This window comes from Ruminococcus sp. (genome assembly GCF_017650195.1).
In the GTDB taxonomy this organism is placed as follows: domain Bacteria; phylum Bacillota; class Clostridia; order Oscillospirales; family Ruminococcaceae; genus Ruminococcus.
Genome location: NZ_JAGCFH010000035.1, coordinates 1 through 13,176 on the forward strand (window position 1 = coordinate 1; position 13,176 = coordinate 13,176).

Annotated in this window: 13 protein-coding genes; 12 read left to right on the forward strand and 1 reads right to left on the reverse strand. The window is 45.2% G+C overall.

Annotated elements, in window-relative coordinates:
* The first annotated feature begins 98 nt into the window (after nt 1–98).
* The 10 genes from hisH to hisE are packed head-to-tail and all read left to right on the forward strand — an operon-like array spanning nt 99 to nt 5,448.
* Nucleotides 99–719, forward strand: coding sequence for an imidazole glycerol phosphate synthase subunit HisH (gene hisH, locus J6U00_RS01425; protein ID WP_296577878.1), 621 nt, complete (start codon nt 99–101; stop codon nt 717–719).
* Nucleotides 716–1,159, forward strand: coding sequence for a hypothetical protein (locus J6U00_RS01430; RefSeq protein WP_296577880.1), 444 nt, complete (start codon nt 716–718; stop codon nt 1,157–1,159). Before hisH ends, J6U00_RS01430 begins: the two co-directional genes overlap by 4 nt.
* Nucleotides 1,160–1,205: 46 nt before the next feature.
* Nucleotides 1,206–1,931, forward strand: coding sequence for a 1-(5-phosphoribosyl)-5-[(5-phosphoribosylamino)methylideneamino]imidazole-4-carboxamide isomerase (hisA, locus tag J6U00_RS01435; protein WP_296577882.1), 726 nt, complete (start codon nt 1,206–1,208; stop codon nt 1,929–1,931).
* A complete protein-coding gene (locus tag J6U00_RS01440) occupies nt 1,924–2,490 on the forward strand; it encodes a hypothetical protein (RefSeq protein ID WP_296577884.1) in 567 nt (188 codons plus the stop codon). The genes hisA and J6U00_RS01440 overlap by 8 nt, the downstream gene beginning before the upstream one ends.
* 44 nt (nt 2,491–2,534) lie before the next feature.
* Complete coding sequence (locus tag J6U00_RS01445; protein ID WP_296577886.1) at nt 2,535–2,693, forward strand: hypothetical protein; 159 nt, start codon at nt 2,535–2,537, stop codon at nt 2,691–2,693.
* A gap of 7 nt (nt 2,694–2,700) precedes the next feature.
* The gene (locus J6U00_RS01450) at nt 2,701–3,252 is read left to right on the forward strand and encodes a hypothetical protein (protein ID WP_296577888.1); all 552 of its coding nucleotides are present in this window, start codon (nt 2,701–2,703) and stop codon (nt 3,250–3,252) included.
* A 21-nt stretch (nt 3,253–3,273) separates the two neighbouring features.
* Entirely contained in the window at nt 3,274–4,029 is a 756-nt protein-coding gene (gene hisF, locus J6U00_RS01455; protein WP_296577890.1) for an imidazole glycerol phosphate synthase subunit HisF, read from the forward strand.
* Complete coding sequence (locus J6U00_RS01460) at nt 4,029–4,757, forward strand: AAA family ATPase (protein ID WP_296577892.1); 729 nt, start codon at nt 4,029–4,031, stop codon at nt 4,755–4,757. The genes hisF and J6U00_RS01460 overlap by 1 nt, the downstream gene beginning before the upstream one ends.
* Nucleotides 4,758–4,759: 2 nt before the next feature.
* A complete protein-coding gene (gene hisI, locus J6U00_RS01465) occupies nt 4,760–5,110 on the forward strand; it encodes a phosphoribosyl-AMP cyclohydrolase (protein WP_296577895.1) in 351 nt (116 codons plus the stop codon).
* Entirely contained in the window at nt 5,110–5,448 is a 339-nt protein-coding gene (gene hisE / locus J6U00_RS01470) for a phosphoribosyl-ATP diphosphatase (RefSeq protein ID WP_296577897.1), read from the forward strand. The genes hisI and hisE overlap by 1 nt, the downstream gene beginning before the upstream one ends.
* Nucleotides 5,449–5,474: 26 nt before the next feature.
* Here hisE and J6U00_RS01475 read toward each other — a convergent pair whose 3' ends face one another.
* The gene (locus tag J6U00_RS01475; protein WP_296577900.1) at nt 5,475–6,395 is read right to left on the reverse strand and encodes an SGNH/GDSL hydrolase family protein; all 921 of its coding nucleotides are present in this window, start codon (nt 6,393–6,395) and stop codon (nt 5,475–5,477) included.
* Between the two features lie 181 nt (nt 6,396–6,576).
* On the opposite strand from J6U00_RS01475, the gene J6U00_RS01480 reads away from it, so the two are divergent.
* On the forward strand, nt 6,577–7,242 hold the full coding sequence (locus J6U00_RS01480) for a UDP-N-acetylglucosamine pyrophosphorylase (RefSeq protein ID WP_296577902.1): 666 nt from the start codon (nt 6,577–6,579) through the stop codon (nt 7,240–7,242).
* Between the two features lie 157 nt (nt 7,243–7,399).
* Nucleotides 7,400–13,171 (forward strand): DUF4011 domain-containing protein, encoded by a 5,772-nt coding sequence (locus J6U00_RS01485; RefSeq protein WP_296577905.1) that lies wholly within the window; start codon nt 7,400–7,402, stop codon nt 13,169–13,171.
* Nucleotides 13,172–13,176: the final 5 nt, after the last annotated feature.

Here is a 13,176-nt window from a genome sequence, read left to right on the forward strand (position 1 = left end):
AAGGCAGAGGCTGTCTACAAGGCAGTTGCACACGCACTGAAAACAGCCGTTACCGAGAATAAGGACGGCTCAACGCTCTCCACGAAAGGAGTTCTCTGATGATCGCGATAATCGATTACGGCGCAGGAAATATATTCAGTGTGAAAAACGCTCTTGACTACCTCGGACTTGAAAGCCGCCTTGTCAGCGATAAGGAGTCCGTAAAGGCAGCTGACGCTGTTATACTTCCGGGGGTAGGAGCATTCCCTGCAGCGATGAAAAAGCTTGAAGCCACGGGACTTGTGGACACTATCAAGGAGGAGGCTGCAAGGAAGCCCTTCCTCGGTATCTGCCTCGGTATGCAGCTCATATTTGAAAAGGGCTACGAGTTCGAGGAGTGCGACGGTCTTGGACTTATCGGCGGAAGCGTCCGCAAAATGGAGGAGCCTGAGCTCATAATTCCTCACATGGGCTGGAACAAGCTTGAAAAGCTGAATGACTGTCCGCTCCTTGAAAACGTTGGGGACAACGAGTACGTTTACTTCGTTCACTCCTACAAGGCTCACTGCGAGGACAAGGATATTGCTGCCTATGTTGAGTACGGCGGACGAGTTCCGGCACTGGTATACGACGGCAAATACGTTTACGGAGCACAGTTCCACCCTGAAAAGAGCGGTGAGACAGGGCTTAAGATACTCCGCAGCTTCGGAGATCTCATAAAATTGGAGTATAAACAATGACAGGAAAAAAGATCACAGCAATTATTGCAGGAGCAGTTTTGGCAGCCGGAGCAGGCGTTTTTTTATACTGGGACAATTCATATAATTTCACAACAGGTCCAAATGGAAGAACCCTCAATTCTAACGGTTACTTTGCAGATTTTGAAAACTTCAACGGCAAGGATTCGTTTGAGATACAGCTTGAAAAAGGTGAAAAGATACACCTTGATTCTCATATTGAAAAAGGCGATGCGGATTTCAAGTTCTTTCGTAAGGGAGAAAACAAAGGATTCAGCATACGTGGTATCATAGATACTGATACCGATTTGACAGCAGACGAATCAAGCAGATATGTTATAGAAGTCAAGGCGAAACACGCAAAAGGCGTGATAAATATCACTTTCGACGAGAACAGAAAAGACAAGACCGTTTACGGTTCAAACAATGTTGATATCGGCTGAGTACGTCTGTATGATATGAAATAAACTTATCCAAGGAGAATAAAAAATGATAATTTTCCCCGCAATTGATATAAAGGATGGCAACTGTGTCCGCCTGTTCAAGGGCGACTTTTCCACAGTTGAAAAGGTGGCTTCAGACTACCTCGAAACAGCAAAGAGCTTCGAGAAGGCAGGAGCAGAGTGGATACACATGGTAGACCTTGACGGTGCCAAGGAGGGCAGACCCGTCAACACAAAGATATACACAGACGTAGCCGAAAAGACCAAACTCAAAGTCGAGCTGGGCGGCGGTATCCGCAGCCTCAGGACTATACAGGAGTACCTTGACATGGGTATCACAAGAGTTATCCTCGGCTCCGTAGCATTGAAAAATCCGAAGCTGGTATGCGAAGCCGTTGAGAAGTTCGGCAGCGAAAAGATAGTCGTTGGGATAGACGCAATGCATGAAATGGTTGCAACAGAGGGTTGGCTGGAAAGTTCTGATGTACACTACATAGACCTAGCAAATAAGATGATAGAAGCAGGCGTGAAATATTTTATATTCACCGATATTTCCAAGGACGGAACTCTTTCTGGAGTGAACCGCGAACAGCTCAAAAAGCTTGCAGACGCAACCGAGGGCAGAGCAAATATCGTAGCAAGCGGTGGAGTTCATACTATGGACGACATAATTGCCTGCAAGGAAATGGGACTTTACGGTACTATCTGCGGAAAGTCCATATACAAGGGAACATTGAATCTTAAAGAAGCAATTGAGTATTCAAATGAGTGATAAGGCTTTTAAAAAGCTTAATATTGCCGTAAATATCATTTCATTCGGTATGCTGACTGTATATTTTTTGTATATGATTTCGGTTTACAGTGATTTCCCCGAACAGATAGGTATACATTACGGCGAGGACAACGAATTTGATGTTTACACTTCCAAATGGCTGGCTTTCTTTCCGTTTATGGCAGGCTTTGGACTTGTGGGAATTTTTTCTTTAGCAGGAATAGCAGCTAGAAGGATCAAAAATACCAGCAAAAAGCTGAGCGCAGAAGATGACAGTTTTATCAGAATGACTTTTATTGCAGTTCTTGATGCTATGAAGCTGTTCTGGGCAGTGTTTTACACCATATGGGCGCACTGTGTCATTCATCAGACGAGAATGTTCACATTCGGTATACCCATAAGGAATTTTCAGACTTTGCCATTATTGATAATAATAGGAGCTTTTCTGGCTGTTGACAGCAAAGTAAGACTGAAAAAGTCGAAAATGTTTATAATTATAGCTGAGATCATTTTTTGTGCAGTGGCTATATTAGTAAGGGTAATGAAAAACAATATTTAAGGAAGTACTCGATGTAAACGATGGATCTTAAAGAGGTACTTGATATGTGCAGAGTTTCTTTCAGGACAGATCTATTGGGCAGAACAAGTGATGACAGGCTTATCGTCTGGACAGACGGCGGAGATGTTGATCTAAAAAATATGCAGATAGACCTCAGAGAGTGCGGACAGACATTTATCATCACCGAAAATCTTAAATGGTAATATATCAATGAATGTTTTTGAAAAAATATCAAAAGACGTAAAACTTAGCGAATATTTTGAAAATACAGCAGATATTTGTTTCCTGTCTGAACCAGAAGAATACGACGGGAAAGGTATGGGTATAAAGCTAAGTATTGATGGTAAAGTCATCGGAAGGTCGGCTGATGGCTGTGATTTTCTGCTTTTGAGTGACGGAACAGTCGGCTATATCAATTATGAAGGCTTTGCAGGAAGAATAGCCGAAAATGCAGAGGATCTCTTTTCTCTGCTCCTGAATTTTCCGACTTTTGCGGAATACCTTTATTCTGATTGTTTCCTTGAGGAAAACAGAGAAAAGGTAATGGGAGAGATATACATGAGCTGTTACGAAGTCATGGAAGGCTGGGAAAAGAGTCGTGACAAGGCTTTTGAGCAACTCAATACAAAAGCGGAAGATGTCTGGAACATAACAATGAAAAAGCTTTACGTCGCTGCAATGAAAGAACCGAGGTTTGGTTTTATCTTCAATGGTGAATTGTCGGATACATTGTTTAGCGACTACAGTCCGTGGTGGCTGTGATAATAAAAAGGAGGCGGAATAATGCTCGCAAAGAGAATAATCCCTTGCCTTGATGTAAGAAACGGCAAGGTGGTCAAGGGCGTAAATTTTGAGGGAGTACGCGACGTAGGCGATCCTGTTGAATGCGCTGAGGAGTACAACAAACAGGGCGCTGACGAGATAGTATTCTATGATATAACTGCTTCATTCGAGGGACGCGGAGTTTTCCTTGACGTTGTAAGAGATACGGCGAAAAAGGTATTTGTACCGCTTACAGTAGGTGGTGGTATCAAGACAGTTGACGATATCCGCGAGGCTTTGAGAGCAGGTGCGGACAAGGTATCCGTAAACTCTCAGGCTGTACAGAATCCTCAGCTCATAAAAGACGGAGCAGATATATTCGGCAGCCAGTGCATTTGTGTAGGCATCGACGCCAAGAAGATTGCCGACAGCAAGTGGACGGTATATATAAACGGCGGCAGAAAGGATATGGGAATCGACCTTATCGACTGGGTACACACTATAGAAAAGCTTGGAGCAGGTGAGATATGTCTTAATTCCATAGATGCAGACGGAACCAAGGAAGGCTTTGATATCCCCATGCTTAAGGCTGTATGCGACAACTGCTCCATACCTGTTATTGCCAGCGGCGGAGCCGGAAAGATAAACGACTTTTATGAAGTATTCGAGAAGACCGGAGCAACAGCTGCTCTTGCTGCTTCACTTTTTCACTTCAAGGAACTTACAGTCGGTGAAGTCAAGGATTATTGCCGTGATAAAGGTGTTATTGTACGCTGATGAATTACATCAGAAGCATTAAGCTTGAAAAACTCACAAAAGAGCTTGGATATACCGCGAAGATCCCTGCTGTGAAAAGTCTTGCGACGGCAGGGGAGCTTGCATTTAACAGCCCTGTTACTTATTTTGTGGGCGAGAACGGCACGGGCAAATCCACTCTGCTTGAAGCGATAGCTGTAAAGTACGGCTTTAACGCAGAAGGAGGTTCGTTGAACTTTTCCTTTGCCACAAAAGAGACCCACTCGCCGCTCTATAGCGCTGTAAAGCTCGTGCGCGGCATTGAGAGACCGAGAACAGGCTTTTTTCTCAGGGCTGAGAGCTTTTACAATGCGGCATCATATATTGATACTCTAGGCAGCACAATACTTGACGCATACGGAGGAGTATCGCTTCATGAGCAGTCCCACGGCGAGAGTTTTTTCTCGCTTGTTATGAATCGCTTTAAGGGGCACGGTCTGTATATCCTTGATGAGCCTGAGGCGGCACTTTCGCCGTCACGACAGATGTCACTACTTGTAAGGATAAATGAGCTTGCGGAACAGGAAAGCCAGTTTATTATCGCAACTCATTCGCCTATAGTGCTTGCATATCCCGGTTCGGTGATATATGAGCTTACCGAAGACGGCATAAACAGGACGGAGTACAAAAACACCGAAATATACAGCGTTATGAAAGTTTTTATGGACAGTCCTGAGCGTATGATAGATCATTTATTTGAAAAGGAGTAGCTATGATAAAGATAGACATCAACGACCTCGACAAGTTTTTCGTAAAGGGCGAGCTTATCCCTGCGATATGCTATGAGGTCAATACAAAAACAGTTCTTATGCTTGCGTATATGAACAAGGAGAGTCTGAAAAAAACTCTTGAAACAGGCTATACATGGTTCTGGAGCCGCTCACGTCAGGAGTATTGGAACAAGGGCGCGACCTCAGGACACCTTCAGAAGGTCGTATCAATATACGGCGACTGTGACAACGACACACTGCTTGTAAATGTTGAGCAGACAGGAGTTGCCTGCCATACAGGAAGCTACAGCTGCTTTTTCAATGAAATATACAATACGGAGGAGAATGAATAATGACAGTATATCAGGAAATTTTTGAAGTAATTAAGGAAAGGAAGAAGCAGTTCGAGAACGGTACAGCTGCTGAGAATTCCTACACTTGTTATCTCTTTGAAAAGGGCGTTGACAAAATCTGCAAGAAGGTTGGTGAGGAAGCCACAGAGACTGTCATTGCTGCAAAGAACGGTGACAATGACGAGCTCAAGAACGAGATAAACGATCTTCTTTACCATGTAATGGTGCTCTGCGCAAATCAGGGACTTGACTGGTCCGATGTTGAGAAGGTGCTTGACGAGAGAAATGAGAAAATAGGTAACCTCAAGAAGTTTCACGAGGTAGACAAGAATACATGAGAAAAAGCTGCCATAAGGCAGCTTTTTCAATTGGTTTCAAGTTTTGCTTTTATATCGGTAGTATCAAGGTAATCAAAAAGTGCAGTCATTATATCCGTATAGCAGGGAATATAAAGGTGCATCCCGTCACCTGAACTGTAGCCGCTTGTAAGCTCGAGCTTATCGTCGCATATCACGGAATAGTCGTCGAAAAAGTATACGTCGGGAGAGTCTATCCGCTTAACCATTTCTATGAGCGCGGCATTGTAATCACGTATGATACTGTTTTTTACTACTCTGCATCCGGAGCCTACGGGAGTTATTGCGGCAACGATGATATTTATACCGGGTACACGCTCCCTTATCTCGTCTATAACCTCACGGTAGCGCTTTATGAACTTGTCGGGAGAATTGAGGTTTACATCGTTCATGCCTAGCCACATATAGAGCAGTTTAGGCTTGGCGTATTCAACAGCGTCCACAAGACCGAGTTTCTCTGTACCCATAGTGAAAGTGAAATGCGCAAGGTTCCACATGGATACGGAATCTCCGGCTATACTGTGTTCAATAGGTATAAATCCGTAGTATTTAAGTCCGAGGGCAATGGAATCACCTGCGGTAAATAGTCTTTCCTGATAAAAGGCACTGTTTGGCGAGGTGCCAACGTATCTGTCAGGAGCAAGAGCAGTGTCAGAAGTTGTGACTGTTGTGGTAGCTGAGACTGTTGTGACGGCAGTGATTGTTACTGTTGTCCGCAACTCTGAGGTTCCCGCAGGGCAGGAAGTAAGTTCACAATACAGTACATCAGCTGCGTCGTTAACAGCTGCTGAAGTATAACTTCCGGCGAGACTTCTTTCGCTCATGTTCTTCCTCAGTGATGATGTTAGTATAAATGACAGCATGGCTGTCAGCAGAAAAAACAGGAGTATAACAGGTACTCTTGCTTTTTTTATTATTTTTCTAATCATTTTATCTGCACTTCCTGTGTTTTATGCGGAATATCCGCACACTTAATATTTTACCATATTTTCCGTGAAATGTAAAGCAAGGAAGAGCTGCTGAATAAATAGTAGCTAAATTCTTGACATTGTGCTGTGTGGAGAGTATAATTATATGTGCAATATAATGAATATCAGGAGTGGAATGGAAATGAACAATATCACAATATCCGGGCTGTATGACCTTTCTCACACAGCTGCAAAGGATTATTTAAGCAAATTCACATATCCGTGGGAGGCTCTTAAGGGAATAAGCAGCTTTATTATCGAACTCGGAAAGACTCTCAGTGCTGACGAGTATGACAACCCTTCGGAAAATGTATGGGTGCACAAGACTGCAAAGGTTTTTCCCACTGCATATCTCGGAGCTCCCTGTATTATCGGCGCTGGCACTGAGGTGCGTCACGGCGCGTTCATCAGAGGAAGTGCTCTTGTAGGTGAAAACTGCGTAGTTGGCAACTCTGTGGAACTTAAAAATGTTATACTTTTCGACAATGTGCAGACTCCACACTACAACTATGTCGGCGACAGCATACTCGGCTATAAGTCCCATATGGGAGCAGGCTCCATCACCTCAAATGTAAAGTCGGACAAGACGAATGTTGTTATCAAGTCTGGAGATGAGCGCATAGAGACTGGTATAAAGAAGATAGGCGCAATGCTGGGTGACTGCGTAGAGGTCGGCTGCAACAGCGTTCTCAATCCGGGAACAGTTATCGGACGTAACTCCAATATATACCCCACAAGCTGCGTAAGGGGCGTTATACCTTCCGACAGCATATACAAGACAGGCGGAGTCATTGTTCATAAGAACTGACGAGCTTGCCGCAGAGATATAACGTAATAGAAAGCTTTGAAGCTGCCTTCGGGCAGCTTTTTGTTTACTTTTTTCGCGCTTGATATTGTAAAAAAGATAAAAATGTGGTATTATAGAAATAGCATTATGTTTCGCCTATGGCAGAATGGAGGACTGTATGGAAAACAAGATAACTTTTGGCGGCAATATGACCGCGCAGATCAATTTTGCGATGCAGCAGAACTATGTTCCCGTGTTCAGAAATATGGTAATGACCAACAATACTGGCGAGGAACTTAAAAATGTGCGTCTTAGGATAAGATTTGAGCCGGAATTTGCCAAGACCTTTGAAGCTGTTCCCGTCGATCTCAAACCGTCCGAGCCTGTGGAGATATCTCCTATCAATATAATACTGCTTTCGGACTATCTTTTCAGTCTGACGGAAAAGCTTGTGGGAAACGTTACCATACAGGCACTGCAAGGCGAAGAGGTCATAGCCGAGGAGAGCCGTAATATAGAGCTCCTTGCCTACGACCAGTGGTCAGGAATTAATTTCATGCCTGAGACTGTCGCAGCCTTTGTTTCTCCCAATCACCCAAAGGTTCAGGAGATAGTTGCCGCAGCCGGTGTTTACTTGAAAAAATGGTGCGGAGATCCTGCCTTTACAGGATATCAGACAAAGAACCCGAATATAGTTAAGCAGCAGATGGGGGCGATATATGCAGCCCTCCAGGAGCAGAACATAGCCTATACCATGCCGCCTGCAAGCTTTGAGGAAGCTCAGCGCATACGAATGCCCGATACGGTCCTTGAAGGAAAACAAGGTACATGCCTTGATCTTGCGGTACTGTACTGTTCATGCCTTGAGGCTGTCGGACTTAATCCTATGATAGTTATAATACAGGGACACGCCTTTGCAGGCTGCTGGCTTGAAAACGAGACCTACTCTGACTGCATCCAGTATGATATGTCGGCTCTCACAAAGCGCATAGCCCACGGTATAGATGCAATAAGCATAGTAGAGTGTACCGACTTCGTGGCAGGAAAGAATACTGATTTTGATAGTGCTGAGAACCATGCAGCCGCTCATCTTGATGATGAGTCGAAATTCTGCTTTGCCATAGATATAAGCCGTACACGTTCCAGCGGCATACGTCCCGTTCCATCGAGAGTATCAGAGGACGGCTCTTTCAAGGCTGTTGACTACGGCGCACGCAAAAAGTCGGAGATAACTTCGGCTCCAAATGAGATAGATATTTCCGCACAGGCAGTCAGCGGAGAGGCAAGAGAGGTCACAAAGCAGGTGATGTGGGAGAGAAAGCTCCTTGACATGAGCCTGAGGAACAGTCTTCTGAACTTCCGTGCTACAGCCATGAGTGTTCAGCTAATGATAAACGACCTTGGCGTACTGGAGGACGAGATATCAAAGGGCGAGGACTTCAAGATAATGCCCATGCCAAATGATATGACCCTTCAGATGTCCGATAGCAAGATATACGAGATAGAAAACGAAAAAGATATCATAACCACAATATCCGAGTCGGAGTTTAAGAGTCACCGTCTGCGCACCTTTATGAAGGAAGCAGACCTTGAAAAGATAATGAAGAAGCTTCACAGGCAGGCAAAGACTAGCATGGAAGAAAACGGTGTAAACACTATCTATCTGGCACTTGGTTTCCTTCGTTGGTACGAGACTGAAAAGAGCGACAAGCCAAGATATGCTCCGCTTGTACTTGTTCCTATAGATATTATCCGCAAGGTACAGGAAAAGACATATGTTATACGTATGCGCGACGAGGATACCCAGGTTAATATAACCATGCTGGAGTATATACGTCAGACTTTCGGTATTGATATTAAGGGACTTGATCCAGTTCCCGAGGACGAGAACGGAGTAAACCTCCAGCTCATACTAAATACTGTAAGACAGAATATTATGTCTCAGCCTCGCTGGGATATAGTTGACTATGCCTTTATAGGACAGTTCTCATTTAACCGTTTCATTATGTGGAACGATATACGCAACCGTGCTGATGAGTTGGCAAAGAATAAGGTAGTTGCAAGTCTTATCTCGGGCAAGACCGAGTGGGAAGGGGACGATCTCTACATATCTCCCCTAGACCTTGACAACAATGTAGCTCCAACGGATCTAGTTGTGCCGCTGAGTGCGGATTCGTCTCAGCTTGCGGCGGTATATGCTGCTTCTCAGGGCAAGAGTTTCGTGCTTCACGGACCTCCCGGAAGCGGTAAGTCCCAGACTATAACCAATATGATAGCAAGTGCTCTGTACCAGGGGAAATCTGTGCTTTTCGTCGCTGAGAAAATGGCTGCTCTGTCGGTAGTTGAAAAGCGACTGAACAAGGTTGGTCTTGGCCCCTTCTGTATAGAGCTCCACTCCAATAAGGCGCAGAAAAGAGCAGTACTAAAGCAACTTGAGGAAACTCTCAATGTGGGACGTATCAAAAAGCCTGCCGAGTACAAGGCACAGGCTGACAAGATAGCCGAAATGAGGAAAGAGCTCAACGGCACTATGGAGGAGATACACAAAAAGCGCAATTTCGGCTGTTCTATGTATGACGCAGCTGTAAGATACGAGAAGAACAGCAGCTTTGGCGGAAAGTTCACTTTTACTAATGAGCAGCTGGACGCTATGAGCGAGACTTCATATTCTGCGTGGCGTGAAACGCTTGAAAGCCTTGCTGCGGCAGGCAGAGAGTTTGGTGATGTTACCACTACTGCTCTCGGAGTGTGCGAGCTTACCTCCTGCACTCCCGAAACAAGGGGAGCTATGGAAGCAAAGCTCGGCGAACTTAAAAAAGCGCTTGCCACTGCACAAAGTGATACCGCACAGCTTGCTTCGTTTACCGGAAGCGATGAAATGACCTTTGAGGAGTGCAAGCTTGCCGCAGAGATAATTACAGCCTCTGCTAACGGTGAGCAGCTCCTGCCGGATATAATTTCCGACAGCCGCTGGAACGGTTTCAAGGAGCCTGCGCAGGCACTTATATCTACTGGTAAAGAGCTTTCACAGGTAAAGGATGAGCTCATGTCACAGTTTGAGTCGTCAGTGCTGAACTATAACGCTTCCGACGCTCTTGTAAAGTGGAAGACAGCACAGAGCAAATGGTTCCTTGCGAAGAGCATAGGCAGTAAGAAGCTTGTAAAAGAGCTTGCGGCTCACGCTAAAACATCTTCATCGGTAACTAAGGATAATATCACACAGTATTACGATAAGATAAATCAGTTCAGTGTTTTGAAAGAGCAGATAGCATCGGCTCAGCCTGATCTGGTGAAGTATTTCGGCAGTTTCAGGTTAGATGAAAATACCGACTGGAATGCGGTTGAGAGCTGCGTTTCTCGTTCCACAGAGCTTGGGGAGAGAGTTGCAGCTTCAACTTTCAGTGCTGATATAAAACAGAAGCTATGCGAGAGCCTTACAACGGGTGTAAACGGCGACACTTCAAAGATAACCGCTGATTATTCCGCACTTGAAAAAGTAACATCAGAGTTGAGAAGCAGCTTTGGAATAAATACGGACAAGCTCATAACCGGAGAGAACTGGGGCAGCGACGCTCAGATGAAGGCAGACGCTGTTGTTGAGGCTCTGCCGCAGCTTAAAGAGTGGACTGGAATCGTTACTATCTGCAACAAGCTGAGAGAGTATGGTATAGGAAATGTTGCTGATGCCTATATAAATGGTGAGGTTCCTACAGAGGAGCTTATCCCAGCATTTGACTGCGATATCAGCAAGGCAATGGTCACAAGTACTATTTCCCGTACAAGCGAGCTTGCTAAATTCCAGGGAACACTGTTCGAGGATACGATAAGAAAATTCGGCGAGGTACTCGATAACTTCTCGACTCTGTCAATAAAGGAGCTTGCAGCTGATCTATCAGCGAAGATACCAACTCCGGGCAGCTCGGCTAACAGTTCTGAGATAGGAATACTCCAGAAGGCAATAAAGTCAGGCGGCAGAATGATGTCCATACGTAAGCTTTTTGACAGCATACCAAACCTTCTGCGCAGAATGTGTCCTGTAATGCTCATGAGCCCTATTTCAGTGGCTCAGTATATAGACCCATCTTACCCTAAATTTGACCTCGTTATATTCGATGAGGCTTCACAGCTCCCCACCTGCGAGGCAGTTGGTGCTATCGCAAGAGGTGACAATGTTATCGTTGTTGGCGACCCGAAACAGCTTCCGCCTACGAGCTTCTTTGCTTCAAATCAGGTAGATGAGGAGAACTATGAGAAGGAAGATCTTGAAAGCGTACTTGACGACTGTCTTGCACTTTCTATGCCGCAGAAGCACCTTCTTTGGCATTACCGTTCTCGCCACGAGAGCCTTATTGCATACAGCAATTCCAAGTACTACGAGAACAAGTTATATACTTTCCCGTCACCTGACGATCAGGTATCGGAGGTCAGCTGGGTACATGTTGAGGGCTACTACGACAAGAGTTCAACACGTACTAATAAGGCGGAGGCTCAGACAGTTGTTGAAGAGATATGCCGCAGACTTAGAGATGAAAAACTAAGAAAGTTAAGTATAGGCGTAGTTACGTTCAGTCTGCCTCAACAGAACCTTATCGACGATCTGCTCATGGACGCTTACCGTGACGATCCGAAACTTGAGGAATATGCTAACGAGATGTACGAACCCATACTTATAAAGAACCTTGAAAACGTACAGGGTGATGAGCGTGACGTTATCATGTTCTCTATCGGTTACGGTCCCGACAAGGAGGGCAAGGTATCAATGAACTTCGGTCCGCTTAACCGCGACGGAGGTTGGAGAAGACTTAATGTTGCCATATCACGTTCAAAGTGTAAGATGATAGTGTTCTCTGTCATCACTCCTGATATGATAGATCTTTCAAGAACACGTTCTGACGGTGTAGAGGGACTTAAAGGCTTCCTTGAATTTGCCGCAAAGGGCAGGAGCGCTCTTCCGGTGAGAGCAGGTTCAAAGAGCGGCACCGAGGGCTTTGAAACTGTAGTTGCGGCAGAGCTCAAAAAGCTTGGCTATGACTGCAAGTGTAGCGTGGGTTGCTCAGACTACAAGGTAGATGTGGCAGTTGTTAATCCAGACAAGACAGATACCTATATCATGGGAATAAACTGCGGAAATGAGGCTTATTTTCACAATGGCACAGCAAGCGACAGGAGTCTTTCACAGCCATCTGTACTCAGGGGGCTTGGCTGGAATGTCATGAACGTTTATATCATCGACTGGCTCGACAATAAGGAAAAGGTACTGGCTAAGATAAAGACTGAAATAGACACTGCTATAGCAAAATACCGTGATCCTGGTTCTGCTCCGGCAGCTGAGGAAAAGAAAAAGCAGGAGATAGTCTTCGAGACAGAGGAAGTAAGCAGCTTTACCGAGAGTTTTGACGAGTTCAAGTCCTTCAAGATAAAGGCTCTGGGTACCTCAGAGAATTTTACCGAGGTTGCTTCCGCCAAAATAACCAAATGCATAAACGATATTCTTTCTGTTGAAGCTCCCATGAACAAGAAGAGCCTTGCAAAAAAGACTTTCTCATGCTGGGGAATTTCTCGTCCCGGCGCAAATATGAAAGCGTTATTCGAGTCAGCCTTTGAAAAAGCTGACGCAAAGGTGACTGCGGCAGGTGAGAACGAGTATGTATGGCTTGCTTCTCAGAAACCTGAGGAGTACGACAGGTGCAGGACGGTATATAAGAACGACGACAAACGAGATATCGACGATGTTGCGCCTGAGGAAATAGCTGTGGGCATTAGGGAGATAATGACTCGACAGGTGGCTATGGCTCGTGAGGATCTTCTCCGCGAGGTTGCTCATCTTTTCGGATTCACAAGGGTAACTCCCTCACTGGAGACCTCTGTATCTCTTGGCATAAAGGCGGCTAAGAACCGCGGCTGGGTAGGCTTCTCTGAGGACGGAAGAGTAACCTGCACGGAAAATTGATTTTT

Coding starts and splice junctions, on each gene's coding strand:
- hisH (WP_296577878.1), top strand. CDS start 99: ATGATCGCGATAATCGATTACGGCGCAGGAAATATATTCAGTGTGAAA.
- J6U00_RS01430 (WP_296577880.1), top strand. CDS start 716: ATGACAGGAAAAAAGATCACAGCAATTATTGCAGGAGCAGTTTTGGCA.
- hisA (WP_296577882.1), top strand. CDS start 1,206: ATGATAATTTTCCCCGCAATTGATATAAAGGATGGCAACTGTGTCCGC.
- J6U00_RS01440 (WP_296577884.1), top strand. CDS start 1,924: ATGAGTGATAAGGCTTTTAAAAAGCTTAATATTGCCGTAAATATCATT.
- J6U00_RS01445 (WP_296577886.1), top strand. CDS start 2,535: ATGTGCAGAGTTTCTTTCAGGACAGATCTATTGGGCAGAACAAGTGAT.
- J6U00_RS01450 (WP_296577888.1), top strand. CDS start 2,701: ATGAATGTTTTTGAAAAAATATCAAAAGACGTAAAACTTAGCGAATAT.
- hisF (WP_296577890.1), top strand. CDS start 3,274: ATGCTCGCAAAGAGAATAATCCCTTGCCTTGATGTAAGAAACGGCAAG.
- J6U00_RS01460 (WP_296577892.1), top strand. CDS start 4,029: ATGAATTACATCAGAAGCATTAAGCTTGAAAAACTCACAAAAGAGCTT.
- hisI (WP_296577895.1), top strand. CDS start 4,760: ATGATAAAGATAGACATCAACGACCTCGACAAGTTTTTCGTAAAGGGC.
- hisE (WP_296577897.1), top strand. CDS start 5,110: ATGACAGTATATCAGGAAATTTTTGAAGTAATTAAGGAAAGGAAGAAG.
- J6U00_RS01475 (WP_296577900.1), bottom strand. CDS start 6,395: ATGATTAGAAAAATAATAAAAAAAGCAAGAGTACCTGTTATACTCCTG.
- J6U00_RS01480 (WP_296577902.1), top strand. CDS start 6,577: ATGAACAATATCACAATATCCGGGCTGTATGACCTTTCTCACACAGCT.
- J6U00_RS01485 (WP_296577905.1), top strand. CDS start 7,400: ATGGAAAACAAGATAACTTTTGGCGGCAATATGACCGCGCAGATCAAT.